General features: G+C 65.5%; 22 protein-coding genes. 10 read left to right on the forward strand and 12 right to left on the reverse strand.

The window, feature by feature from the left end; translation table 11 throughout:
- Nucleotides 1-3: 3 nt before the first annotated feature.
- The 3 genes from dctP to IP69_RS04010 form a co-directional block, all read right to left on the reverse strand.
- A complete protein-coding gene (dctP, locus tag IP69_RS04000; protein ID WP_054141530.1) occupies nt 4-1,098 on the reverse strand; it encodes a TRAP transporter substrate-binding protein DctP in 1,095 nt (364 codons plus the stop codon).
- 92 nt (nt 1,099-1,190) lie between these two features.
- Entirely contained in the window at nt 1,191-2,324 is a 1,134-nt protein-coding gene (locus IP69_RS04005; RefSeq protein ID WP_054141531.1) for an iron-containing alcohol dehydrogenase, read from the reverse strand.
- Nucleotides 2,325-2,388: 64 nt separating this feature from the next.
- Nucleotides 2,389-3,276 (reverse strand): DMT family transporter, encoded by an 888-nt coding sequence (locus tag IP69_RS04010; RefSeq protein ID WP_054141532.1) that lies wholly within the window; start codon nt 3,274-3,276, stop codon nt 2,389-2,391.
- Nucleotides 3,277-3,426: 150 nt separating this feature from the next.
- Between IP69_RS04010 and IP69_RS04015 the strand changes: the two genes are divergently transcribed.
- Nucleotides 3,427-3,744, forward strand: coding sequence for a metalloregulator ArsR/SmtB family transcription factor (locus tag IP69_RS04015; RefSeq protein WP_054141533.1), 318 nt, complete (start codon nt 3,427-3,429; stop codon nt 3,742-3,744).
- Nucleotides 3,744-4,331 carry an SRPBCC family protein gene (locus tag IP69_RS04020; RefSeq protein ID WP_082358947.1) on the forward strand — a complete coding sequence of 196 codons (588 nt, stop codon included), beginning with the start codon at nt 3,744-3,746 and terminating at the stop codon, nt 4,329-4,331. Before IP69_RS04015 ends, IP69_RS04020 begins: the two co-directional genes overlap by 1 nt.
- A gap of 37 nt (nt 4,332-4,368) precedes the next feature.
- On the opposite strand, the gene IP69_RS04025 is transcribed toward IP69_RS04020, so the two are convergent.
- The 3 genes from IP69_RS04025 to IP69_RS04035 are packed head-to-tail and all read right to left on the reverse strand — an operon-like array spanning nt 4,369 to nt 8,217.
- Complete coding sequence (locus tag IP69_RS04025; protein ID WP_054141534.1) at nt 4,369-6,594, reverse strand: ATP-binding protein; 2,226 nt, start codon at nt 6,592-6,594, stop codon at nt 4,369-4,371.
- A 25-nt stretch (nt 6,595-6,619) separates the two neighbouring features.
- Nucleotides 6,620-7,231: a hypothetical protein gene (locus IP69_RS04030; protein WP_248306699.1), complete on the reverse strand. Its 612-nt coding sequence runs from the start codon at nt 7,229-7,231 to the stop codon at nt 6,620-6,622.
- Nucleotides 7,156-8,217, reverse strand: coding sequence for an HD domain-containing phosphohydrolase (locus tag IP69_RS04035; protein ID WP_054141536.1), 1,062 nt, complete (start codon nt 8,215-8,217; stop codon nt 7,156-7,158). Before IP69_RS04035 ends, IP69_RS04030 begins: the two co-directional genes overlap by 76 nt.
- Before the next feature lie 507 nt (nt 8,218-8,724).
- Here IP69_RS04035 and IP69_RS04040 point away from each other — a divergent pair.
- Genes IP69_RS04040 through IP69_RS04050 form a run of 3 tightly spaced genes read left to right on the forward strand, consistent with a single transcriptional unit; the run spans nt 8,725 to nt 11,734 of the window.
- Nucleotides 8,725-10,218, forward strand: coding sequence for a CHASE3 domain-containing protein (locus IP69_RS04040; protein ID WP_054141537.1), 1,494 nt, complete (start codon nt 8,725-8,727; stop codon nt 10,216-10,218).
- Nucleotides 10,215-10,658 (forward strand): response regulator, encoded by a 444-nt coding sequence (locus IP69_RS04045; protein WP_054141538.1) that lies wholly within the window; start codon nt 10,215-10,217, stop codon nt 10,656-10,658. Before IP69_RS04040 ends, IP69_RS04045 begins: the two co-directional genes overlap by 4 nt.
- Nucleotides 10,659-10,675: 17 nt before the next feature.
- On the forward strand, nt 10,676-11,734 hold the full coding sequence (locus tag IP69_RS04050; RefSeq protein ID WP_054141569.1) for a histidine kinase dimerization/phosphoacceptor domain -containing protein: 1,059 nt from the start codon (nt 10,676-10,678) through the stop codon (nt 11,732-11,734).
- 18 nt (nt 11,735-11,752) lie between these two features.
- Here the strand turns inward: IP69_RS04050 and IP69_RS04055 are convergent, their stop codons facing one another.
- The 4 genes from IP69_RS04055 to IP69_RS04070 form a co-directional block, all read right to left on the reverse strand.
- Nucleotides 11,753-12,283 carry a winged helix DNA-binding protein gene (locus IP69_RS04055; protein ID WP_054141539.1) on the reverse strand — a complete coding sequence of 177 codons (531 nt, stop codon included), beginning with the start codon at nt 12,281-12,283 and terminating at the stop codon, nt 11,753-11,755.
- Between the two features lie 203 nt (nt 12,284-12,486).
- The gene (locus IP69_RS04060; protein ID WP_054141540.1) at nt 12,487-13,476 is read right to left on the reverse strand and encodes a TRAP transporter substrate-binding protein; all 990 of its coding nucleotides are present in this window, start codon (nt 13,474-13,476) and stop codon (nt 12,487-12,489) included.
- Nucleotides 13,477-13,521: 45 nt separating this feature from the next.
- A complete protein-coding gene (locus IP69_RS04065) occupies nt 13,522-14,826 on the reverse strand; it encodes a TRAP transporter large permease subunit (protein ID WP_054141541.1) in 1,305 nt (434 codons plus the stop codon).
- A gap of 1 nt (nt 14,827) precedes the next feature.
- The gene (locus IP69_RS04070) at nt 14,828-15,373 is read right to left on the reverse strand and encodes a TRAP transporter small permease (protein ID WP_054141542.1); all 546 of its coding nucleotides are present in this window, start codon (nt 15,371-15,373) and stop codon (nt 14,828-14,830) included.
- A 220-nt stretch (nt 15,374-15,593) separates the two neighbouring features.
- On the opposite strand from IP69_RS04070, the gene IP69_RS04075 reads away from it, so the two are divergent.
- A complete protein-coding gene (locus IP69_RS04075; RefSeq protein WP_054141543.1) occupies nt 15,594-19,193 on the forward strand; it encodes a hydantoinase B/oxoprolinase family protein in 3,600 nt (1,199 codons plus the stop codon).
- A gap of 21 nt (nt 19,194-19,214) precedes the next feature.
- On the opposite strand, the gene IP69_RS04080 is transcribed toward IP69_RS04075, so the two are convergent.
- Entirely contained in the window at nt 19,215-19,640 is a 426-nt protein-coding gene (locus tag IP69_RS04080; protein ID WP_054141544.1) for a type II toxin-antitoxin system VapC family toxin, read from the reverse strand.
- Nucleotides 19,637-19,879 carry a type II toxin-antitoxin system VapB family antitoxin gene (locus IP69_RS04085; RefSeq protein WP_054141545.1) on the reverse strand — a complete coding sequence of 81 codons (243 nt, stop codon included), beginning with the start codon at nt 19,877-19,879 and terminating at the stop codon, nt 19,637-19,639. The genes IP69_RS04080 and IP69_RS04085 overlap by 4 nt, the downstream gene beginning before the upstream one ends.
- 150 nt (nt 19,880-20,029) lie before the next feature.
- Between IP69_RS04085 and IP69_RS04090 the strand changes: the two genes are divergently transcribed.
- From IP69_RS04090 to IP69_RS04105, 4 genes are all read left to right on the forward strand, one after another.
- The gene (locus IP69_RS04090; protein ID WP_054141546.1) at nt 20,030-20,377 is read left to right on the forward strand and encodes a type II toxin-antitoxin system RelE/ParE family toxin; all 348 of its coding nucleotides are present in this window, start codon (nt 20,030-20,032) and stop codon (nt 20,375-20,377) included.
- Entirely contained in the window at nt 20,374-20,679 is a 306-nt protein-coding gene (locus tag IP69_RS04095; protein WP_054141547.1) for a helix-turn-helix transcriptional regulator, read from the forward strand. The genes IP69_RS04090 and IP69_RS04095 overlap by 4 nt, the downstream gene beginning before the upstream one ends.
- 89 nt (nt 20,680-20,768) lie before the next feature.
- On the forward strand, nt 20,769-21,464 hold the full coding sequence (locus IP69_RS04100) for an SDR family oxidoreductase (protein WP_054141548.1): 696 nt from the start codon (nt 20,769-20,771) through the stop codon (nt 21,462-21,464).
- A gap of 170 nt (nt 21,465-21,634) precedes the next feature.
- Nucleotides 21,635-23,302: a methyl-accepting chemotaxis protein gene (locus IP69_RS04105; RefSeq protein WP_054141549.1), complete on the forward strand. Its 1,668-nt coding sequence runs from the start codon at nt 21,635-21,637 to the stop codon at nt 23,300-23,302.
- Nucleotides 23,303-23,351 lie beyond the last annotated feature (49 nt).

Here is a 23,351-nt window from a genome sequence, read left to right on the forward strand (position 1 = left end):
TGGTCAGCGCCGGCCGCGCGAGCGGATCTGATAGGCGTCGTAGTTGAACTCCGCCACCTGCTGCCAGAGCAACTGCTCGTTGCGATAGGCCATCATATGGTCGTGCAGCTTCTTGAACATCGGGTTCTTGGCCCCGAGTTCCTCATAGAGTTCGGCGGCCGCCTTGGCGCAAGCATCCATGATCTCGGGCGAGAACGCCCGCAGTTGCGTCCCCGATGCGATCAGACGCTTGATCGCGGCCGGGTTGACGTCGTCATATTTCGCGATCGTCAGCGAATTCGCCTGATGCGCCGCCGCCGTGAAGATCGCCTTGTCGGAGGCGCTGAGCTCGTTCCACTTCGCCCGGTTGATCATCAGCAGGATCGCGGAATTGCCCTCCCACCAGCCAGGATAATAGTAATAGGGCGCGACGCGGCTGAAGCCGAGCTTCTCGTCGTCATAGGGGCCGACCCATTCGGCGGCGTCGATCGTGCCGCGCTCGAGCGCCGGGTAGATGTCGCCGGCTGCGATCTGCTGGGGCACGGCACCGAGCTTGGCGATGACCTGCCCGGCAAGCCCGCCGATGCGCATCTTCAGGCCCTTCAGATCGTCGATCGTCTTGATTTCCTTGCGAAACCAGCCGGCCATCTGGGCATTGGTGTTGCCGATCGGCAGGCCGATGACGTTGTACTGCGCCAGCAGTTCGTTGAAGAGCGCGAGCCCGCCGCCCTGGAAGAACCAGGCGTTCTGCTGGCGCGTGTTGAGGCCGAAGGGCACCGCTGCGCCGAAGGCGAAGGAGGGGTCCTTGCCGACATAATAGAAGGAGGCGGTGTCGCAGCATTCGACCGTGCCGTTCTGCACGGCGTCGAGCGCCTGCAGGCCCGGCACCAGCTCGCCCGCCGCGAAGTGCTGCAGCTGGATGCGGCCGCCCGACATGTCGGAGAGCGCCTTGATGAAGATCTCGCCGGCGCCGAAGACGGCATCGAGCGCCTTGGGATAGCTCGAGGTCATCCGCCAATTGACCGTCGTGGCGGCCGGCTGGGTCTGGGCCGATGCGGCGGTGGCGGCGAGGGCCGCCCCGGCGAGCCCGCCCTTCAGCATGCTGCGTCTGTTGGTCATGTCGCATTCTCCCTGTCGTTACCGTGAGCTTGTGTCGGCTTTTTTGTTGCGAAGCCGCGTCGGCCAGGTGGCCGGCGCGGAGACGGTTCGCTTCAGTCGAAGGAGGCTTCCAGCATCGCGGCATAATCTGCGGCAGTGGCCGTGCGCGGGTTGGTCGCGCTCGAATGATCTTTGGTCGCGGCGTCCGCGATCGCGCCGATGACGCCGCGCGGCAGACCCATGGCCGAGAGGCTGCCGGGCATGCCGAGCCTGGCGACGAGATCGGCGATCCAGGCCGCGAGATCGGCATCGGCGGGAAGGTCCAGCGCCTTGCGGATCTCGGCATATTTGGCTTTCGCGTCCGGCTCGTTGAAGCGCAGCACGGCCGGCAGCAGCACGGCGTTGAGCGTGCCGTGATGCAGCGAGACCTCCTTCAGCCCGCCCAGCGGGTGGGAGAGCGCATGCACGGCGCCGAGACCCTTCTGGAAGGTCAGGCCGCCCTGGAGGGCTGCCATCATCATCTCCTTGCGGGCCTCGCGGTCGCTGCCGTCCTTGACGGCGCGCTCGATGAAGGCCACGGCGCGCTTGAGCCCGTCGAGCGCGATCGCCTCGGCCGGCGGGTTCTCGCGCGGGCTGAGATAGGTCTCGATGCAATGCGTGATCGCGTCCATGCCGGTTGCGGCGGTGAGCCAGGCGGGCAGGCCCAGCGTCAGCTCGGGGTCGCAGATCGCCAGCCGCGGGATCAGATGGGGCGAGATGAAGCCGAGCTTGCGGCCATCCTTCAGGGTGATCAGCGCGGCGCGGCCGACCTCGCTGCCGGTGCCCGAGGTCGTCGGCACGGCGATGACGGGTGCGACGGCGGCCGTGACCTTCGGAATGCCGCCGAGGATCGCGGCATAGGTCTCCAGCGTGCCGTCATGGGTGGCCAGCAGCGCCACGCCCTTGGCGAGGTCGATCGGCGAACCGCCGCCGATGGCGACCAGCCCGTCGCAGCCATGCTCGCGATAGAGCACGAGCGCGGCCTCGACCGCTTCCTCGGTCGGGTTGGTCGGCGTGCCATCGAAGACGGGGGCGGCGGCGAGAGCCGGCGAGACCGCCTGCACCTTGCCGATGATGCCGGCCGCGACGATGCCCTTGTCGGCGATGATCAGAGGCTTGGCGACGCCCAGCCCAGCGAGGTCGGCTTCGATGCCGGCGATCTCGCCGAAGCCGAATTTGACGGTGGTGAGATAGGTGATCAGGGCCATGAGGGTGTCCTTTGACGGTGTGAAGGCATGCGCCTGTGTGATGGGATGGAAGCCGCGCCGTTCGTCAGGTCGGATCGAGCGCGGCTTTCGCCGGGCCCGCCCGGCGTTCGAGCAGCAGCAGGGCTAGGCCCGCCGCCACGATGAGGGCCGCGCCCGCGAGCATGGCCGGCGTCGGCCAGTCGCCGAAGACGAGCCAGCCGAAGACCAGCGCCCAGACGATCAGCGTATACTGATAGGGCACGACGACCGAGGCTTCCGCCAGTTTGAGCGAGCGCGTGACGCACAGATGCGCCACCATCGCGACGATGCCGAGCAGGCCGAGCATGGCGGTATCCGCCCAGCCCGGCGTCACCCAGCCGAAGGGCAGCAGCACCAGCCCCATCACCAGCGCGCCCAAGGTCTGCCACGCGACGAGGGTGACGTCGGGCGTGCCGCGCAGAGAGCGCCCGGCGATCATCATGCCGGCGAAGAGCACGCTGCCGAGCAGCGCCAGCAGCGCCGGCATCGACAGGCTCGCATCCGTGGGGTTGAGCGCGATGGCAACGCCGGCGAACCCGGCCGCGATGGCGACCCAGCGCCCGGCATCGACGCGCTCGCCCAGGAGCAACATGGCCAGCAGCGCCGACCAGACGGGTGCGGCCAGCCAGATCGTCATCGTGTCGGCCAGTGGGAGATAGGAAACGGCGAGGTAGAACAGCGCGACCTCGCCCGAGCCCAGCGCCACGCGCAACAGCTGCAGGCCGGGCCGCTCGGGCCGCAGGGTCCGCATCACGCCCTGGCGAATGACGAAGGGCATCAGCACGGCCAGGCCCGCCGCGCTGCGCAGCAGCAGCACCTGCCCGACCGTATAGGTCGCGACCAGCCATTTCCCCATCACGTCGTTGAGGGAAAACATCAGGATGCCAAGCAGCATCATGCCGATGCCGGCCAGGGTCGCGTTGCGGGTGGGCATGCGTCGCGGTCAACCTTCCAAACGTCGAGCCATGGCAATGGCCGAGCCTTGCGCCGCGATCAAGCGCGTCCGCCGCGCAGCAGGCAGACCGGAAGCACCGCACAATAATTTTGTGTTGACTTAATTAAGTGATTAGCGAATTATTTGCCCATGGACAGCTTCACCGCGCTTGCCGACCCGACCCGCCGCCGCATCGTCGAGATGCTGGCGCAAGGCGCGCTCTCGGCCGGCGAGATCGGGGAGGGGTTCACGCTGTCGGCGCCGGCGATCTCGCAGCATCTCAAGACGCTGCGCGAGGCCCGGCTTGTGAAGGTCACTGTCGCCGGCCAAAGGCGCATCTATGCGCTCGATCCTGCCGGCCTCGACAGTTTCGACCAATGGGTCGGGCGCGTGCGCGCCTTCTGGCCCGATCGTCTGGCGGCTCTGGAGGCCGCTTTGCAAAAGCCCGAACCGGGCGAGGAGGCGTGATGCAGACCGATGTAATCGCAGCGACGACCGGCGAAACGACGACCGGCAAGGCGTATGGCGAGGTTCTGGAGAGCGGCGCGGTGCGTTTCGAGCGGCTGCTGCCGGGGCCGATCGAGCGGGCCTGGGCCTATCTGGTCGAGGGCGAGAAGCGCGCGACCTGGTTTTGCGGTGGCGAAACGGAAGCGCGGGTCGGCGGCACGATCGAGCTGTTCTTTAAGCACTCGCAGATCACGGACGAGCCGCCGCCTGAAAGCGCGCGCAAGATGAACGACGAGGGCGCGCTGATGAGGGGCATAATCACGGCGTTCGAGCCCCCGCATCGCCTCGCCTTCAACTGGGTCGGCATGGGCGATCCCGATTCCGACGTCGAGATCGAGTTGGCGCAAGCGGGTGACAAGGTGCGCCTCGTGCTGATTCATCGCCGGCTTGCCACCAGGGACCGCATGGCGATGGTCTCCAGCGGCTGGCACCTGCATCTGGGCCTGCTCGAGGATCAGTTGCTCGGGCAGAAACCGCGCGGCTTCTGGTCGGTGCATGAGGGTCTGATGTCGGAGTATGCGGAGATGCAGAAGGGGGTGGCGATGTGATGCGGCGGTGCGGATCGACATCGCGGTTTGCCGCCGTTCAGATCGTCATCCTCATGAGGCTGGCGGGCGCGGGCGGTGCCGACGCCTGGTCGGCGCTGTCGGCATCGAGCGCGAGAACGGTGCGCAGCAGAACGGCCTGAAGCGCCGCCAGATCCACGTCCTGTTTCGCCTCGACCGCGCGTTGGGCGATTGTTGCCGTCGCTTCGAGTGCGGTGAAGCCGAGCGTTCCGGCCACACCCTTCAGCGTATGCAGTTCGCGGATGGCGGCGGTGGTTGCGCCGGTTGCGACTGCCCTGGCGGCGTCCGCCGCCATGCGGGTCGCATCCGGCCAGAAGGATCGAGTCAGTTCCTCGAGGAGGTCGTGGCCGAGTTCGAGTCTCAGCTCGTCTCGCGCCGCCTGATCGATGAGCAAGCAGCCATCGATGCTGTCGGGCAGGCCCGCCAGCGTGTCCATTGGCTCGCCATTCTCCGATTGCGAGCCGGGCAGCCATTTGGCGAGGATGGCTGTCAGCTTGGCCCGGTTGATCGGCTTGGCGACGAAGTCGCTCATCCCGGCCGCAAGGCATTCCTCGCGGTCGCTCGAGAAGGCGTTGGCCGTCAGCCCCACGATCGGCAGCTCGGCCAGCCCCTGACGACGGATCGCGCGCGTCGCCTCGGGTCCGCTCATCACAGGCATCTGCATGTCCATCAGCACCAGATCGTAATGGGTGGCGCCGACGAGATGGGCCGCGATCTCGCCATCGGGGGCATGATCGACCTCCAGCCCCAACCGAAGCAGCAATTCCCTGGCGACGGTGAAGTTGATGAGATTGTCCTCCGCCACCAGGACCCGCCCTGAAAACGTTCGATCCGGCACCGTCTCGGTTTCGGGCGCGGCAAGACCTTTCGAGGCCGCGACCGGCCCGACGGGCAAGGTGAACCAGAAGCGGGTGCCGCCGCCTTCGCGCGGGCTGACACCGATGTCGCCACCCAGAGCGCCGATCAGACGGCGGCAGATTGCCAGGCCCAGACCGGTGCCGCCGAAGCGGCGGTTGATGGTGATGTCGAGCTGGCTGAAATCCTGGAACAGGCGGTCACGCGCCTCTGCCGGAATGCCGATCCCCGTATCCTCGACCTCGACGCGCAGGCCATTTTCGTCATCGAGACTGCAAACCAGCTTGACCCAGCCGGTGTCGGTGAACTTCACGGCATTGCCGACGAGGTTGAACAGGATCTGCCGCAGGCGGGTCGCATCGGTCGTGATGAGGGCCTGTGGGTTTTCCACATGCAGGGCGATGCCCTTTTCGCTGGCACGCTGCCCCATCACATTGGCGACGGCGCTGCAGACGCAGCCCAGTTCGAAGGGCGCCATTTCAAATTCGACAGCCCCGGATTCGAGCTTCGAAAAATCGAGGATGTCGTCGATGAGCGCCAGAAGCGTGTCGCTGCAATCCCCGATAATGCCGAGCCTGTCGCGCTGGTCACGGGTCACCGCCGAGGCGCGCATGACATCGACCATACCGATGATGCCGTTCAAAGGCGTCCGGATCTCATGGCTCATGGTGGCCAGGAAAATCGATTTGGCGCGTGCACCGGCTTCGGCGCGCTTGGCGGCCTCCGCATTTTCGATGCTCAGCCTCTCGAAACGCAGTCTGGCAGTGCGGATGAAGTAGAGTTGCACGCCGAGATAAATGACGATCAGTGCGAGCGACGCGATCAGTGCGGTCATCGCATTGGCCAACTGGCCATAGGCAGAGGTCAGTTCGGCGCGATCTTCCACCCTGATCCGGGACTGCGCGAGGTTGGAGACATTGAGCAGGCGCTCGGTGACGCGCGCCAGGCTAGCGAGTTCGCCCAGCAGTGGGGAAAGCTCGTGCGATGGCTCGGACGGCTGCTCGAGGCTGTCGACGAGGGGGGCCAAGCGCAGGATGCGCTGCCGGGCATCCTGCGCCAGGGTCAGCACCTCGACGTCGCTTCCGAATTTCTTGGCGTAATGGTCGCTGGTGAGAACGCTGGTGCGGCTGTAGAGGATGTCATAGCGCAGGGTCACGTCGGCACGTCGAGCGTCGGTGTATTCGTCGGCGAGTTCGCGAACGGTCAGGTCCAGTCTCTTGACCTCGCGATCCAACTGGTAGGCCGCCCAGACAGCGTCCTCGCGCACGCTCTCATCCGTCGCGCGATGGCGCGAGCCGAGTGCCGAGAACGTCGCAAGCACCACGACGCCCAGCAGGAGGCTGACGCAGACCAGCGCCAGGATTCCGAAGTTGAACAGGCGCGCCTGCATCACATGCAGCCTCGTTCTGGCACCGTCAGCGAACCTCGATCGACTTCAGCTGCCAGGCTGACCGGCCGAAATAGAGCTCGTTGTAGAGCGCTGGGTCCTGATCGAAGGGATAGATCACGAAGATCGGGCCTTTTTCGCGGACCGAAATAGGCTTGCCATTGATCTTCGTCGCCAGGATCACGGGCCATTTCCGAAAATCGGCAACCGGAATCTCCACGGCGTAGTCGTTCAGCGCGGTGACCCGCAGCACGGTCCCGGTGGCGCCGACGAAATCGAGCAGGGCGGCTCCGAGCGGCCCCTCGAACTGCGTTTTTGCTGGATACCACGGCGTGTCGGCAATGGTCACCTTGCCTGGCAGGGCCGCAAGCATGGCCGCATCGAGCGAAACGCCATCCGTGCTGTTGCGGTTCGTGATCTTCCCGCTGACCGTCAAAACCACGGCGCCCTTGGGCGCAGGAAGTTCGGCCGCCAAAGCCGAAGCGGCGGTCACGATCAGGGCAAGGCAGGCGCCGACAATGCGTTTGAACATGGCTTCAATCCCCTGGCTGACGAAGGCTAAATCTAGCTCGCGCGGGCAAGCGGCGGGCAGACCGGCTCCGAGGTCTCGTGCATCAAAGCGACGATCTTGCCCCAGCAACCTTCGAACGCCGCCACGCAGGCCGGATCGAAATGGCTTCCAGCGCCCGACCTGATGAAGTCGCGCGCATCCTCGATCGGCCGACCCGGCCGGTAAATGCGGTTGGCGCAGAGCGCCTCGAAGACATCGGCCACGGCTGCGATTCGCCCCTCCAAAGGGATGGCGTCGCCGGCGAGGCCGCGCGGATATCCCTTGCCGTCCCAGCGTTCATGATGCGACCGGGCGATCCGTTCGGCGCATTGCATCAGGCTGGACCGTCCATCGGCCAGGATCGCTTCGCCGATGGAGACATGGGTGCGCATCATCGCCATTTCGGCATCCGTGAGGCGGCCCGGCTTCTGCAGAATGGCATCGGGGATGCCGATTTTCCCGACATCATGCATCGGCGCGGCGGCATGGATCGTCTCGCACCGCTCCTCATCGAGGCCGAGTTGCTCGGCGATGAGTCGGCAGAGGCCGGCCATGCGCGAGACGTGATCGCCGGTATGGCCATCGCGGCATTCGATCGCGCGCGACAGGCGCCGCGCCATGTCGCGCTGGCTCTCGGTCAAGGCCTGTGTCGCCTGCCGCACTTCGCTTGCAAGCCAGGCCGCCTTGTCCCGCATCGCCGTTTGCGCCTCACGCAGACTGAGCAGGTTCTGGACCCGAACGCGCAATTCGACCGGCTCGATGGGCTTGCGCAGGAAATCGGTCGCGCCGGCGTCGAGTGCCGCGATCCGGGTTTCGCGCTGCTCGGTCGTGGTCACCATCACGATGGGCTGATGCTGATGATTTGGCAGCCGCCGGAGCGCCTGGATAAAGGCGACGCCATCCATCTCGGGCATCAGGTAATCGACCAGGACCAGATCGAATTCGGTGGTTTGGGCTGCGGACAGCGCCTCCAGCGGATTGGCGAAGACGGCGATCTCATGGTCGCCGAGGTTATTGACGATGCCGCGCAGCACCATCAGATAGGTGCGGTTGTCATCGACGATCATGATGTTCATCGGCCCGTGCCCCCCATGGCGAAAGCGGCCACCCTGCGTCTCGCGCCGAAGGCCCGGCTGGAGGTCATCGAACCGGCGGAGCGGGAGGGCAAGGTTCCCTCCCGATAAATTGCCATCGCCAACCTCACGTAGCTGGAACCCAATAGTTCCAAATGGTCGTATGTTGCGTCTGGTAGAGATTGAAACTTAAAATAAGATCAATTCAATCTCTCAAACAGCGATATCTGGTTCATTCGGGAGGCATGGCCCGCGACCCGGGCGTTATGGCCGCCAAGGCGGATCCGGGCATAGTCGGACAGAGATTGCCGAGATCGTGCGTCTGCACCTCCCGTGCGGTCCAGCCGGGCCATGGGTCGACGAACTGCTGAGGCCGGCCGATTGGGCGTCAAGGGCCTGTTTGGTCCGTCCTGTTGGCGCATCAGCGGCATCGACCGCGCCGCAATATGTTTTGCCTTGCCTGCCGGCTCTGGAACGGTCATCGAAGGTTCATCAGCCTCCGGACCGTTCATGCCGATCTCCCAAGCCCTCTTCCGGCGCACCAATCTGCTGCTCATGGCGGCGGGGCTTGCCGTTCTCGTCGCGATCGTCGGCAGTTCGCTCTGGCTGACGCTCGCGACCGAACGCAACTTTGCCGATGTCGTGGCCGTGCGCGAGGTGCGCAGCGCCTCGGCCGATCTGTTGTCGCTGGTGCAGGATGCCGAGACCGGCCAGCGCGGCTTCCTGCTGACGCGCGATTCGACCTATCTCGATCCCTACAGCAACGCGGTGGCGCGCTATCAAGAGCGATTCAAGCGCCTGACGGCGTCGGTGGCCGACCTGCCGGACATGGACCCCTATGTCGACAGGCTGGAATCGGCCCTCAACGCCAAATGGGCCGAACTCGCGACGACCGTCGCGGCGGCGCAGAGCGGGGATTTCGCCAGTGCGGTCGCGATGGTCGGCCAAGGGCGTGGCAAGATCCTGATGGACGAGGCGCGGGCTGGATTCGCCAGCATCCTGCAACGGTCCGAAGCGACGCTGGTCGCTGCCATCGCGGCGCAGGAGACGGCGGCGATGCGGCTGCGCTGGGTCACGATACTCGGCGCCATGATCATCCTCGGGCTGGCGGGCGCCGCCGCCTGGACGATCCTGGGCTATACCGGCGAGATCATGACGGCGCGCCGGGAGCTCGAAACCCTCAATGCGGGGCTGGAGGAGCGCGTGGCCGAGCGCACCGATGCGCTCGTCAAGGCCAATGACGAAATCCAGCGATTCGCCTATATCGTCACGCATGATCTGCGCGCCCCCCTGGTCAATATCATGGGCTTTACCAGCGAGCTGGAATCGACCTTCAAGCCGATCGAGGCCTATGTCGATGCCGAGGGCGAGAAGGCCGAAGAGCTGAAGACCGAGGCCCTGCTGGCGCTGAAGGCCGATGCGCCCGAGGCGCTCGACTTCATTCGCTCCTCGACCCGCAAGATGGACGGCCTGATCAACGCCATCCTCAAGATCTCGCGCGAAGGCGCCCGGGCGCTGAAACCCGAGCGGCTGATGCTGGAGACGCAACTCGAGGCGGCAGCTGCAGCAGTGCACCACCAGGCCGCCGAGACCGGCGGCGGCATCACCATCGATGCCAAGGTCGACCGGATGGTCACCGACCGCTTCTCGCTCGACCAGATCATCGGCAATCTGCTCGACAACGCGATCAAGTATCGCTCGCCGGACCGTCCGCTTCAGATCGTCGCGCGCACGCTGGCGCCCCGCGCCGGCTGGGTCGCGATCGAGATCGAAGACAATGGCCGCGGCATCGCGGCCAGCGACCATGAGCGGATCTTCGAATTGTTTCGCCGGTCCGGCACGCAAAACACGGCCGGCGAGGGCATCGGGCTTGCGCATGTGCGCAGCCTCGTGCGCAACCTCGGCGGCGACATCACCGTGCGCTCGGAATTCGGTGTGGGAACGACCTTCACGGTCCTGCTGCCGGCCGATCTCAGGACCGTGAAACGGAGCCATCAGACATGAACCAAGCCAAGCCTGTCTCGATCGTGATGATCGAGGATGACGAGGGCCATGCCCGGTTGATCGAGAAAAACATCCGGCGTGCCGGCGTCAACAACGAGATCATCCCGTTCACCAACGGCACCGATGCGCTGACCTATCTGTTTGGAGCCGACGGCTCGGGCATGGTCAGTTCGGGACGCCAGCTGCTGATCCTGCTTGATCTCAACCTACCCGATATGGGCGGCGTCGACATCCTCGAAAAGGTGAAGGGCAACGTCCATACCAAGCGCTCGCCGGTCGTGGTTCTGACGACGACCGACGATAGCCGCGAGATCCAGCGCTGCTATGATCTGGGCGCCAATGTCTACATCACCAAACCGGTGAACTATGAGGGCTTCGCCAATGCGATCCGACAGCTCGGGCTGTTCTTCTCGGTGATGCAGGTGCCCGAGACGCCCTGACGGCCGGCGTGAACGCGATGTCGAACCCAACCATCACCGTCCTGTACATCGATGACGATGCGGCTCTCGGCCGCCTCGTGCAGCGGTTTCTCGGCCGGCGCGGCTACACTGTCGGGCATGTCCTCAATGCCGCCGCTGGTCTCGCGCGCATCGCGCAGGGCGGGATCGACGTGGTGATCCTCGATCACGACCTGGGCACGAGCGTCGGGCTGGACCTGCTGGCCGAGCTGAACGGCCGGGAGGGCGCGCCGCCGGTGGTCTATGTCACAGCCTCGTCCGAACTGGCGATCGCGGTGCAGGCGCTGAAGGCGGGTGCGGTCGATTACGTCGTCAAGACGATCGGCGAGGATTTCGAGGTGCTGCTCGCCTCGGCGCTCGAACACTCGGTCGAGCGGGCGCGGCTGATGCGGGCCAAGGAAGAGGCCGAGCGCGAGGTGCGGGCCGCACGCGACCGCGCCATCGTCCTGCTGGCGGAGGTCAACCATCGCGTCGCCAACAGCCTGGCGCTGGTGAGTTCGCTGGTGCGGATGCAGGCCTCGGCCGTCAAGGATGCCGGTGCACGCGCGGCGCTCGCCGAGACCCAAGCGCGGATCACGGCGATTGGCAACCTGCATCGCAGCCTCTACACCTCCGACGATGTCAGGACCGTCGATCTGGCGGCCTATCTGGCTTCGCTCGTCAAGGAACTGGGCCAGTCGATGTCGGTGGCCGGGCAGACGCCCGACATCCGCTTCGAGGCGGTGCCGATCCTGGCCAAGACGGACAAGGCGGTCTCGATCGGCATGATCGTGACCGAGCTCGTGACCAACGCGATCAAATACGCCTATCCCGAGGGCAGCGGGGAGATCCGGGTGTCGCTGTCGCAAGATGGCGATCACGGCACGCTGCTGGCCGTGTCGGATGACGGGATCGGCTGGTCGGGCCAGGGCCCGGCCTCCGGCACGGGTCTCGGCGGCAAGATCATGGGTGCGATGGCCCGGGGGCTGGGAACGACGATCGACTATGTGCCCCAGCCGCGCGGGACCCGCGTCGTCGTCAAGATCGCGCCGGAGCCGGAGCCGGAGCTGGCGGACTGAGGGGCGTCTGGGCCAGACCTACAGGCTGGCTGCGGCCCGCGCGGCCTGGTCGTACTGGCCCGAGAACGAGCGCATCGCCGCCGCGATATCCGAAAGCCGGGTGGGATCGAGGCCGGTCGCCGACACCGACTTGACCAGCAGCTGTTCGCGGATCTGGGCATAGCGGCGGCAGGCCTCCTCGCCGGCCGGCGTCACCGTCACCGTCTTTTCCTTGCCCTTGCGGCCGGATTTCAGCAGTTTGAGGCGCTCCAGCTTCTTGAGCGCGTAATTCACCAGATGCGTGTCCTCGATGTTGAGGACGAGGCAGATATCGGCGAGCCGCTTGGGCTTGGCGCGGTGGTTGACGTTGTGCAGCACCAGTACGTCGAGCGGCGAGAGATCGGGCAGCCCGGCAGCTGCCATGCCGCGCACCATCCAGCGATGGAAGGCATGCACGGTCATGCTCATCGCAAATTCGAATTCCGACAGAGCCGGCATCGCGCCCGCGGCCAGATGGCCGGAGGAGACGATGGGGCCGAGATCGTCGGGGAGGGGCTTGGTTGGGGACATCTGCGCTTGATCGGGAGGGCGCGAGGAACCCTCTCCCATAGGGAGAGGGCAGGGAGAGGGGTCGACCATCGGATGGTGTGGCTGTAACCCAACCGCCGCTGCGGACAGGCCTTAGCTTAACTGGTCAGGGGGCCGACCCCTCACCCCTGCCCCTCTCCCTATGGGAGAGGGGTTCCCCGCGCTTTTCCTGTAAGGCTGCCGCCTCACATCTTCTTGTAGGCGTCGACGATGGCCTGGCCATCGGCGCCGGCCTTCTTCAGCCAGTCGGCGGTCAGGGTGTCGCCGGCCTTCTTGAAGCCCGCCGCGAGTTCGGGGCTCGGGGCCTGGACCTTCATGCCCCGGGCCTTGAGCTGCTCGAGATACCAGCCCGACTTGTCCTGCCACATCTTCCAGCCGCGCTCCTCGGCGGTGGCGGCGGCCTTCAGGATGGCGTCCTGCGTCGCCTTGTCTAGGCCGTTGAAGGCGGCCTTGTTGACGAAGGTGGCGTTCTTCGGGATCCAGGCCTGGGTGTCGTAGAAATGGGTCAGGGATTCCCAGACCTTGGAATCATACCCGGTGCCGCCCGAGGACATGAAGGAGTTGACGACGCCGGTCGCCAGCGCTTGCGGCAGTTCGGCGGCCTGGATCGTCACCGACTGCATGCCGAGCAGATCGCCCAGGCGGGCCGTGCCGACATTGTAGGAGCGCCACTTCTGGCCCTTCATGTCGTCGATCGTGTTGATGTCCTTCTTGGTGTAGACGCCCTGCGGCGCCCAGGGGACCATGAACAGCAGCTTGATGCCCTGGGCGTCGAGCTTCTTCTCCACGGCGGCCTTGGAGGCTGCATAGAGCTTCCTGGCCTCGGGAAAGGACGCCGCGAGGAAGGGCACGACGTCGATGCCGAAGATCGGATCCTCGTTCTCGTGGATCGAGATCAGGACCTCGCCCATCTGGGCCTGGCCGCTCTGGACGGCGCGCTTGATCTCGGGGGCCTTGAACAGCGAGGCGCCGGGATGGACGGTGATGGCGAGCTTGCCACTGGTCGCCGCTTCGACATCCTTGCCGAACTGGATGAGGTTTTCGCTGTGCGGGTTGTCGATCGGATAGGCGGCCGGCAGGTTCCACTTGGTCTGCGCCGCAGCGGGGGCTGCGAAGGCGAGCGCGCTGACGCCGAAGGCGAGGGCGGCGGCGCTGAAGGTTCTGCGGTTGATCATGATCTTATTCCCTCTTTTGTTGCTTGGTTGCTTGGTCGAAACGCATCAGTCCGGGAAAGCGAGCTTGGGCAGATAAAGCACGATCTGCGGGAAGGTCGTGATTATGAAGACGGCGATGTTCAGCAGAATGAAGAACGGAAACGCCGCCTTCGCAACCGTCCAGGTGTCCCGGCCGCTCATGTTCTGCAGCACGAAGAGGTTGAAGCCCACCGGCGGGGTGATCTGCGCCATCTCGACATGGATGATCAGGTAGACGCCGAACCAGATCAGGTCGAAGCCGGCCTCCTTGACCATGGGCAGGACGATCACGGCGGTGAGCACGATCATCGAGATGCCATCGATCAGGCAGCCCAGGATGATGTACATCACGGTCAGTGCGAGCACGAGCATATGCGGCGAGAGCGCCTGGCCCTTGACCCAGTCGGCGAGCGCAGCCGGGATGCCGGTATAGGCCATCGCCGCCGTGCAGAAGGCCGCGCCCGCCAGGATCAGCATGATCATGCAGGTCAGGCGCGTCGCGCTCATGATGCTCTCATAGAGCGTCGCCCAGGTCAGCGTGCCGCTCCACCAGGCCAGAAACAGCGCGCCGGTGACGCCCCAGGCGGCGCATTCGGTCGCGGTGGCGAAGCCCAGCACGAGGGCGAGGAAGACGGCCGCGATCAGGAGCAGGCAGGGCGCCAGCTTGGCCGACTGCTTGAGCTTCTGGAGGAAGGGCAGGGACGGGTCGCGCGGCGGCGTCTTGTCCGGGTTGAGCAGCGACCAGATGATGACGTAGCCCATATAGAGCGACATCACGAGCAGGCCGGGCAGGAAGCCGCCGAGGAAGACCTGCAGCACCGAGACATTGGCCGTGACCGCGTAGACCACCATCGGGATCGAGGGCGGGATCAGGAGGCCGAGCGTGCCGGAGCCGGCAAGCGTGCCGAGGCTCAAGCTCTCGCTGTAGCCGCGCTTGCGCAGTTCCGGCAGCGAGATCTTGCCGATGGTGGCGACCGTGGCCGCCGAGGAGCCCGAGACGGCCGCGAAGATGCCGCAGCCGATGATGTTGGTGTGGATCAGCCGGCCGGGCAGCCATTGCAGCCAGGGCGAGAGCCCCTGGAACATCTGCTCGGAGAGCCGCGTCCGGAACAGGATTTCGCCCATCCAGATGAAGAGCGGCAGCGCGGCCAGCGTCCAGGAACTGGCGCTGCTCCAGACGGTGGTGGCCAGCACCTGGCCGATGGGAATGTCGGTGACCAGCACCATGGCGAGAAGGCCGACGAGGCCGAGGCCAACGGAAATCCAGACGCCGCTGCCGAGAATGAGGACGAGGAAGCCGAGCAGGATGAGGGCGAGAACGGGCAGGGTCATGTCAGACGCTCCCGCCCTGCGCGATGCGCTCGATCAGTTCCTCGGCGCTCTTGGGCGGCTCGGGCTCATAGGTCGGGCGCCCGCCGCGCGCGACGATGACGAATTCGTCGAGGATGGCGATGAACAGAATGGCGAGACCGACGATGAGGCCGAGCTGCGGAATCCAGAGCGGAACCGAGACGACGCCGGTCGACATGTCGAAATACTGCCAGGAATCATGGGCGAGCTTTCCGGCCTGGAATGTAAAGTAGCCGATGAAGAGGGCCGCCGTGCCCAGCGAGAACAGTTCGGCCGCCTGGCGCTTGGGGCCTTTCAGCCGCTCGATGAGCAGGCCGACGCGGATCATCTCGCCGCGCTTGAAGGTGTGGGCGAGGCCGAGAAACGACATCGCGACCAGTGCCCAGCCGGCGAAATCATCGCCCGAGGGAACATTGACATTGATCTCCCGGCCGACGGACAGGATCATCATCAGCCCGAAGATCACGACCAGAAAGACGCCCGCGAGATAGCCGGCAGCGAGGTAAAGGCCGTCGAGGAAACGCCGCATCAGACGCCGCGCCCCATGGAGCGGGCGCGCACTGCACCTGCGATTGCCAGGACTGTCGCCATCATTGCATCCTCCGCCTTGTGACCGCCCGGCCCCTCAGCCATGTTCCGGTCACAATTGCGATCGTATCGCCCGAAACCTCCTTGTCAACAACACATCGACAATTTATCGATGAAACGTCAGGGACGCTCGTTCTGTGTCTAATCAAAGGATGTCGGGGATGTCTGTTTCGCGTTGGGACTTCTGGATCGACCGGGGCGGCACCTTCACCGATGTTATCGGCCGTGATCCGGCAGGCAAACTTCACGCCAGAAAGCTCCTCTCCGAAAATCCGGGCGCCTATCGCGACGCCGCCGTGCAGGGGATCCGCGACCATCTCGGCCTCAACGCTGGCGAGCCGATCCCGGCCGGTCTGGTCGGCGAGGTGCGCATGGGCACAACGGTGGCCACCAACGCGCTGCTCGAGCGCAAGGGCGACCGCACGCTGCTGGTGACGACGAAGGGTTTTCGCGATGCGCTGCGCATCGGCTACCAGGCGCGGCCCGACATCTTCGCCAAGGAGATCATCAAGCCCGAGCAGCTCTACGACGCCGTGGTCGAGGTCGCCGAGCGGGTGCTGGCCGACGGCACGGTCGAGCAGGCGCCCGACGAGGCGGCGATCCGGGCCGATCTGCAGGCGCAGTACGATGCCGGGTTCCGCGCGGTGGCCATCGCCTTCATGCATGCCTATCGCTACCCCGCCCATGAGCAGGTCGCAGCGAGGGTCGCCCGCGAGATCGGTTTCCCCCAGGTTTCGGTCAGCCATGAGGTCTCGCCGCTGATCAAGCTGGTCGGGCGTGGCGACACCACGGTGGTCGACGCCTATCTCTCGCCGATCCTGAGCCGCTATGTCGCGCAGGTCTCGGAAGAGCTCGACCTCGCCCGCACCGGCGCGCGGCTGATGTTCATGATGTCCTCGGGCGGACTCACCGCCGCCGAGCTGTTCCAGGGCAAGGACGCGATCCTGTCGGGGCCCGCCGGCGGCGTCGTCGGCCTCGCCGAGACCGGGCGCTCGGCCGGCTTCGACAAGGTCATCGGCTTCGACATGGGCGGCACCTCGACCGACGTCGCCCATTTCGACGGCGAGTACGAGCGCGCCTTCGAAACGGAAGTGGCCGGCGTGCGGATGCGCGCGCCGATGATGCTGATCCATACCGTCGCGGCCGGTGGCGGCTCGATCCTGCATTATGATGGGGCGCGCTTTCGGGTCGGGCCCGATTCCGCTGGCGCCAATCCGGGGCCGGCCGCCTATCGGCGCGGCGGGCCGCTCGCGGTCACCGATGCCAATGTCATGGTCGGCAAGCTGATCCCGGCCTATTTCCCGCCGATCTTCGGCGAGAAGCGCGACCAGCCGCTCGATGTCGAGGCGGTGAAGGACAAGTTCGCGGTGCTTGCGGCCGAAGTCGGCGACGGGCGTTCGCCTGAACAGGTCGCCGATGGCTTCATCCAGATCGCGGTCGCCAACATGGCCGAGGCCATCAAGAAGATTTCGGTCCAGCGCGGCTACGACATCACCCGCTATGCGCTGAACTCGTTTGGGGGCGCCGGCGGGCAGCATGCCTGCCTCGTGGCGGATGCGCTCGGGATCGAGACCGTGCTGCTGCACCCCTTCTCCGGCCTGCTCTCGGCCTATGGCATGGGGCTCGCCGAAATCCGCGCGACGCGGACGGCCGCGCTCGACGTGCCGCTCGATGGCGGTGCCCAGGCGGCGGTCGAGGCGTCAGCGGCGGGTCTTGCCGCCGAGACGCAGGCCGAGGTGTCGGGCCAGGGCGTGCCGGATGGCGACATCGCGATCCTGATCCGCGCCCATGTCCGCTATGCCGGCACCGACACTGCCATCGCGGTCGCAGCCGGTACGCCCGAGGCGATGAAAGACGCGTTCCAGGCGGCGCACAAGGCGCGCTTCGGCTTCATGGACGAGACCAAGGCGCTGGTCATCGAGGCGGTCGAGGTCGAAGCGATCGGCGGTGGCGCCAAATTCGAGGAGGCGTCCGCGCCCGAGACGGCCGGTGAGCCCGTGGCAGCCGAGACGACACGCGTCTTCTCGAAGGGCCAGTGGCACGAGGCGGCGATCGTGCGCCGCGAGGCGATCCAGCCCGGCCAAAGCGTGGCGGGGCCGGCGATCATCATCGAGGCCAATCAGACGGTGGTGGTCGAGGATGGCTGGCAGGCGAAGCTGACGGCCAAGGACCATCTCGTGCTGGTGCGCTCCAAGGCGCTCGTCCAGAACGCCGCCATCGGCACCCGGGCCGACCCGGTGATGCTCGAGATCTTCAACAACCTGTTCATGTCGATCGCCGAGCAGATGGGCGTGACGCTGCAGAACACCGCCTATTCGGTCAACATCAAGGAGCGGCTCGACTTCTCCTGCGCCGTCTTCGACCAGAACGCGGCGCTGGTCGCCAACGCGCCGCATATGCCGGTGCATCTGGGCTCGATGGACAAGTCGGTCGAGACCGTCATCAAGAACAACCCGAAGATCGCGCCCGGCGACGTCTACTGCCTGAACGCGCCCTACAACGGCGGCACGCATCTGCCCGACATCACGGTCTGCACGCCAGTCTTCGACGAGGCGGAGAAGGACATCCTGTTCTGGGTCGCCAGCCGCGGCCATCATGCCGATGTTGGCGGCACCGCCCCGGGCTCGATGTCGCCGCTGGCGACCGTGATCGAGGAGGAAGGCGTCTATATCGACAACTTCAAGATCGTCGATCAGGGCCGCTTCTGCGAAGATGAGTTGGTCGCGATCCTGACCGGCGCGCGCTATCCCGTCCGCAATGTCGTGCAGAACGTCAATGACCTGAAGGCGCAGATCGCGGCCAACGCCAAGGGCTTGGCCGAATTGAAGAAGATGATCGCCTCCTTCGGGCTCGATGTGGTGCAGGCCTATATGGGCCATGTCCAGGACAATGCGGCCGAAAGCGTCGCGCGCCTTCTGACCAAGCTGCACGATGCCGAATTCACCTATCCGATGGACCAGGGCTGCGCGATCAAGGTCAGGATCAGCATCGACCGCGACAAGCGTGAGGCGACGGTCGACTTCACTGGCACCTCGGAGCAGCGGCCGGACAATTTCAACGCGCCGGCCCCGGTGACGCGGGCCGCCGTGCTCTATGTCTTCCGCGTGATGGTCGACGATGCGATCCCGATGAATGCCGGCTGCCTGCGCCCGATCAAGATCGTCATTCCGGACGGTTCGATGCTCTCGCCGCGCTATCCGGCCGCCGTCGTCGCCGGCAATGTCGAGGTCTCCCAGGCGGTCACGAACACGCTGTTTGGCGCGCTGGAGGCGATGTCGTCCTCGCAGGGGACGATGAACAACCTGACCTTCGGCAATGACCAGTACCAATATTACGAGACGATCTGCTCGGGCTCGCCGGCGGGGCCGGGCTTCCACGGCACGTCGGGCGTGCATGTCCACATGACCAATTCGCGCCTGACGGATCCGGAAATCCTGGAGACGCGCTTCCCGGTGGTGCTGGAGGATTTCCACATCCGCCTCGGCTCGGGCGGCAAGGGCGAGTGGAACGCGGGAGACGGCACCAGCCGCACCATCCGCTTCCGGACGGCGATGGATTGCGCGATCCTTGCCTCGCACCGCAAGGTCCGCCCCTTCGGCATGAAGGGCGGCGAGCCCGGGCAGGTGGGCAAGACGCTGGTGCGCAGGCTGTCGGGCGCGATCGAGGAGCTGAAGCCGAGCGACCAGACCTGGCTCGAAGCCGGCGAGGCCGTGACGGTGATCACGCCGACGGCGGGCGGGTATGGCAAGGCGAAGGGGTAAGCGGCTGCCGTTGGTGAGCACTCAGCCCAGATCGGTCTGCGCAAAATCGCTGCCCTTGTAGATCAGGGCCGCGCCGTGTTCCTTCGCGCAGGCATAGGCGAAGCAGTCCGCGAAATTCAGCGCGGCGGGGCTGCCGATGGCGCGGCCATAGCGCTTGGCGGCCTCGATCGCGGCCTGCCCGGTGGCGGGGGTGATGGTGACCTCCGTGGCGCCGATATCGGCGATGAACTGCGCGACGCTGCTCTGGGCTGCGGTGATAAGCCCGGCATCAAGAGCCGCTTGCGTATCGCGCGCCTTCTTCGCCGCCAGAGAGAGCACCGCTTCGAAAACGCCGGGCGGCGACACAAGGAAAGGGCGCGACGAACCTTGTAGGCGCTCCAGAAAGATCGCTCGGTCGCTCTCCCGCCCGAGGATGGCAACGATCACCGAGGCGTCGAGATAGGTCATGTTTCCCACATCTCGTCGGTGAACGCCTTCATGTCGAAATCGCCTTCGCCCGCTCCCATGGCGTCGGCAAGGGCCATGCTTCTGGCGATCCGCTCCTCCAGCGGCCGTGCGGCTTCGAGCCGGATGATTTCCCGTTCGAGGGCCAGGCGCACCACCTGGGTTTTGGTCGCGGTGCCGGTCAGATGCTGAAGTTTGATGGCCAGTTCATCGACTTCATCGTCGCGGATGTAGAGCGGCATGATCCATCCCCCGGGTGGATATTCATAAATGAAAATGGATATCCACCAGATCGGTAGCGCTGCACGCCTTTGGATGCAAACGCATTGTCCGTCGGCAGCTCTGAATCTCGTGTGCGCCTTGTGCAGTTTTGACAAATATGTCAAATCTTCATGGTGAAGCTCACGCGCCCCATTTCCTGGATCAAAGCGGCACGGAAAGATTTTCTGAGCTTTCCGGATGCTGCTCAACGGGACGCGTTGCGGGCTTTGACCGTTGCGGCCGAAGGCGGGATGGCGGGGAACTGCAAGCCGCTGCAGGGCCTCGGCAGCGGTGTCTTCGAGATTGTCTTGAGGCAACGGGGCGACGCTTTTCGCGTGGTTTATGTCGTCCAGATCGCCGATGCGGTTTGGGTGGTTCATGCCTTCCAGAAGAAATCGACGTCAGGAATTAAAACGGCCAAAGGTGACATCGATCTCGTCGCGGAACGGCTCAGACGCCTGAGGGAAACATTGAAATGAGCGCTGATATCGAGCTGGTTCATGGCAGCGGCCATGTCTTCCGCGACATGGGGTCGCCCGACGCCGATCTAGAGCAGGCGCGGGCCCTGCTGGCAGCCAAGATCATCACCGTGATGGATGACCGGCAGCTCGGCGTTCAGGCTGCGGCCAAGTTGACGGGTGTCGCAGCCTCCGAGTTTTCGCGAATTCGCAACGTCAAGCTGGACCGCTTCACCATTGACCGGATGATTGCCATTCTCGGAAAGCTCGGTCAGGAGGTCGAGTTGACGATCACGGTGCGGCCTCGCGCGATGGCCGCGTAACGAAGCGTGCAGAGTCGATAAAAGCAAGTGTGACCGTGTCGCGCTTCGCTCTACCGCGATAACCCGGCCTCGACGACGAAAGACACCCCATGCCCCAGACCTGGATGATCACCGGCGCCAATCGCGGCATCGGGCTTGCACTGACGATGGAATTGCTGCGGCGGGGCGACCATGTCGTGGCTGCGGCACGCAATCCCTGGGGCGGCGCATTGGCGGAACTGGCCGCCGCCCATCCGGCCGCGCTGCTGCCGCTCGAACTCGACGTGACCTCCGACGAGAGTGTGACAGCGGCGAAAGCTGCGCTCGATGGCCGGCCGATCGATGTGTTGGTCAACAACGCTGGCATCCATGGGCCGCGCGGGACCGAGAGCGCGCTGGCGATGGATTTCGATGGCTGGCGCGAGGTCTTCGAGGTCAATGTCTACGGTCCTCTGCGCGTGGCCCAGGGTTTCCTGCGCAACGTCGAGGCGGGCGCGGGCCGGAAGATCGCGACCATCACCAGCCGCATGGGCTCGATCGGGATGAATCCGTCGGGGTCTTTGCCCTATCGCTCGTCGAAGGCGGCCGTGAACATGACGATGGTGGTGTTCGGCAATGCGGTGCGCGAGCGCGGCATCGTCCAGTTGCTGTTCCATCCGGGCTGGGTCCGCACCGATATGGGCGGCGGCGGGGCCGACATCGCGCCGTCGGAGAGCGCGGCCGGGCTCATCGCAACGATCGACGCGTCGGGCATCGCCCAGACCAACAGCTTCCGCACCTGGCAGGGCGAGACGATCCCCTGGTGAGGGCCCGCACGCCGCGAGGGAGCCTGGTCTCGTAGGCTTACCAGTCGGTTTGATATCCGGCTAATCGATTGAATTCAATCGGTTTTGCGGTCGCCGTTAACCTGCTGTTGTCTTGCATCTGCGAGACCGTCGCCGGGGTGTGGGTTATGGCGGCGATGACGATACGCAGATTGGGACTGACCGCGAAGATCACTTTGCTCTTCGCAATTTTGAGCGTGGCGTCAGGTCTTGGGCTCGTCAGCGCCGTGCGTGGCTTCGATGCCGTCCGCCAGATCGACAGGGAGAGTCTCGAAAAGCTCGAGCTCGCCAACCGCGCGGCCCTGCTGACCAACCGGGTGACCTATGCCTCGCTGCTCAGCCGCTTCGAGGTGGGCGCCACCAGCCGCGAGATCGAGGCCGTGCTCGATCAACTGGACAGTGCTGTCGAACTGGTCGATTCGGCCCGTGCCAGCCTGATGTCGTCGCTACCGGCCGCGATGCTGGAAGCCAACCCGACGCTGGATCCGAGCTTGAAGACCTTCATGTCCTTCCAGCGCGACATCGTCGAGATCGGGCGCAGCGTCTCGGTCAAGGCCGCTCTGGTGGAGGCGGGGGCGGATGCGGCGCGGGAGAATGTGCGCCAGATCATCGTCACGACCTCGGCGATACGCGATGATCTCGGGCGCATGGCGCGCGATGCCACGAAGAGAGCCGCCGATCTCGCCGACGACGTCCGCGCATGGACGATCGCGATCGCCTTATTGCTGCCGCTCGCCGGCGGCTGCGTTGCCTTCCTGCTGTTGCGGTCACATCTGACACGGCCGCTGCGGGACCTGATGGCGGCAATCGCGCGTGCCACCTCGTCCAACACGCTGATCGAGGTGCCCCATCAGGGCCGGGCCGACGAAATCGGGCAGCTCGCCCGAACCGTTCGAACACTCAGCGAGGTCCGCGCCACATTGACGACGCGCGAGGCCGAGGCCGATCTCGCCCAGCAGAACCGGCAGGAGCGGACGCAGGAACTCGCCCGGATCGCCGATGAATTCGAACTGAGGCTGGGAACGCTGCTCGGGGAAATCGCCGGTGCGAGCGAGGTCTTGCGCCTGGCGCTGCAGGATTCAGCGGTGCGGGTTCATCAGGTTTCGCGCAGTGCCGAAACGGCAGCCTCTTCGGTCGCCGGGGCCGGAGAAGATGCGCAGCGCAGCACCGATGCCGCCCTGCGGATGGAAGCCGTGATCGGGCAGATCAATGCCGAGATCCGGCGCGTCTCGGTGATGGCGACGGCGGCGACGGAGGAGGCGGCTGGGACCACTGCGCTCGTCGAAAGGCTGACGGACAATGCCTCCCAGATCCGCGAGGTGGTCGGCCTTATCGAGGCGATTGCGCGGCAGACCAACCTTTTGGCGCTCAACGCCACGATCGAGGCGGCACGTGCGGGTGTCCATGGCCGCGGCTTTGCCGTGGTTGCCAATGAGGTGAAAGCACTGGCTGGGCAGACGGGCGCGGCGACCGCCAAGATCGTTGGCCGCATCTTGCTCGTCAACGAGGCCTTGTCGCATGCGGCCGAGGCGATCTCGGCGATCGCGGCCAGCGTGGGGGCGGTGGAGCAGACCAGCACCGAAATCGCCACGATGGTTGGATCTCAGGCCGAGTTGCTCGGCTCGCTGGGGGAAACCGTTTCGCGCATCTCGAATGTCACCGGCACCGCGGCCGGAGCCATGTCCGAGATCACGATCGCCAATGCCCAGACGGTGGTCCAGGCCGATATGGGGGCGTCGAGTGCCCGCGCACTCGACGAGCGTATCGGCGCGCTGCAGCGCGAAGCGTTCGATTTTGCCCGCCGGCTGCGGGCGGCCTGAGCGGCTCGCTCGCCAGCGCTCTTGCCTTCGCGGCGCGACTCGTCCCCAT

It is taken from the genome of Allobosea sp. AAP35 (assembly GCF_001295925.1).
Lineage (GTDB): Bacteria > Pseudomonadota > Alphaproteobacteria > Rhizobiales > Beijerinckiaceae > Allobosea.

What these genes read in the sequence shown, in the direction of transcription:
- dctP (WP_054141530.1), bottom strand. Translation starts at nt 1,098, where the DNA reads ATGACCAACAGACGCAGCATGCTGAAGGGCGGGCTCGCCGGGGCGGCC.
- IP69_RS04005 (WP_054141531.1), bottom strand. Translation starts at nt 2,324, where the DNA reads ATGGCCCTGATCACCTATCTCACCACCGTCAAATTCGGCTTCGGCGAG.
- IP69_RS04010 (WP_054141532.1), bottom strand. Translation starts at nt 3,276, where the DNA reads ATGCCCACCCGCAACGCGACCCTGGCCGGCATCGGCATGATGCTGCTT.
- IP69_RS04015 (WP_054141533.1), top strand. Translation starts at nt 3,427, where the DNA reads ATGGACAGCTTCACCGCGCTTGCCGACCCGACCCGCCGCCGCATCGTC.
- IP69_RS04020 (WP_082358947.1), top strand. Translation starts at nt 3,744, where the DNA reads ATGCAGACCGATGTAATCGCAGCGACGACCGGCGAAACGACGACCGGC.
- IP69_RS04025 (WP_054141534.1), bottom strand. Translation starts at nt 6,594, where the DNA reads ATGCAGGCGCGCCTGTTCAACTTCGGAATCCTGGCGCTGGTCTGCGTC.
- IP69_RS04035 (WP_054141536.1), bottom strand. Translation starts at nt 8,217, where the DNA reads ATGAACATCATGATCGTCGATGACAACCGCACCTATCTGATGGTGCTG.
- IP69_RS04040 (WP_054141537.1), top strand. Translation starts at nt 8,725, where the DNA reads ATGCCGATCTCCCAAGCCCTCTTCCGGCGCACCAATCTGCTGCTCATG.
- IP69_RS04045 (WP_054141538.1), top strand. Translation starts at nt 10,215, where the DNA reads ATGAACCAAGCCAAGCCTGTCTCGATCGTGATGATCGAGGATGACGAG.
- IP69_RS04050 (WP_054141569.1), top strand. Translation starts at nt 10,676, where the DNA reads ATGTCGAACCCAACCATCACCGTCCTGTACATCGATGACGATGCGGCT.
- IP69_RS04055 (WP_054141539.1), bottom strand. Translation starts at nt 12,283, where the DNA reads ATGTCCCCAACCAAGCCCCTCCCCGACGATCTCGGCCCCATCGTCTCC.
- IP69_RS04060 (WP_054141540.1), bottom strand. Translation starts at nt 13,476, where the DNA reads ATGATCAACCGCAGAACCTTCAGCGCCGCCGCCCTCGCCTTCGGCGTC.
- IP69_RS04065 (WP_054141541.1), bottom strand. Translation starts at nt 14,826, where the DNA reads ATGACCCTGCCCGTTCTCGCCCTCATCCTGCTCGGCTTCCTCGTCCTC.
- IP69_RS04070 (WP_054141542.1), bottom strand. Translation starts at nt 15,373, where the DNA reads ATGCGGCGTTTCCTCGACGGCCTTTACCTCGCTGCCGGCTATCTCGCG.
- IP69_RS04075 (WP_054141543.1), top strand. Translation starts at nt 15,594, where the DNA reads ATGTCTGTTTCGCGTTGGGACTTCTGGATCGACCGGGGCGGCACCTTC.
- IP69_RS04080 (WP_054141544.1), bottom strand. Translation starts at nt 19,640, where the DNA reads ATGACCTATCTCGACGCCTCGGTGATCGTTGCCATCCTCGGGCGGGAG.
- IP69_RS04085 (WP_054141545.1), bottom strand. Translation starts at nt 19,879, where the DNA reads ATGCCGCTCTACATCCGCGACGATGAAGTCGATGAACTGGCCATCAAA.
- IP69_RS04090 (WP_054141546.1), top strand. Translation starts at nt 20,030, where the DNA reads ATGGTGAAGCTCACGCGCCCCATTTCCTGGATCAAAGCGGCACGGAAA.
- IP69_RS04095 (WP_054141547.1), top strand. Translation starts at nt 20,374, where the DNA reads ATGAGCGCTGATATCGAGCTGGTTCATGGCAGCGGCCATGTCTTCCGC.
- IP69_RS04100 (WP_054141548.1), top strand. Translation starts at nt 20,769, where the DNA reads ATGCCCCAGACCTGGATGATCACCGGCGCCAATCGCGGCATCGGGCTT.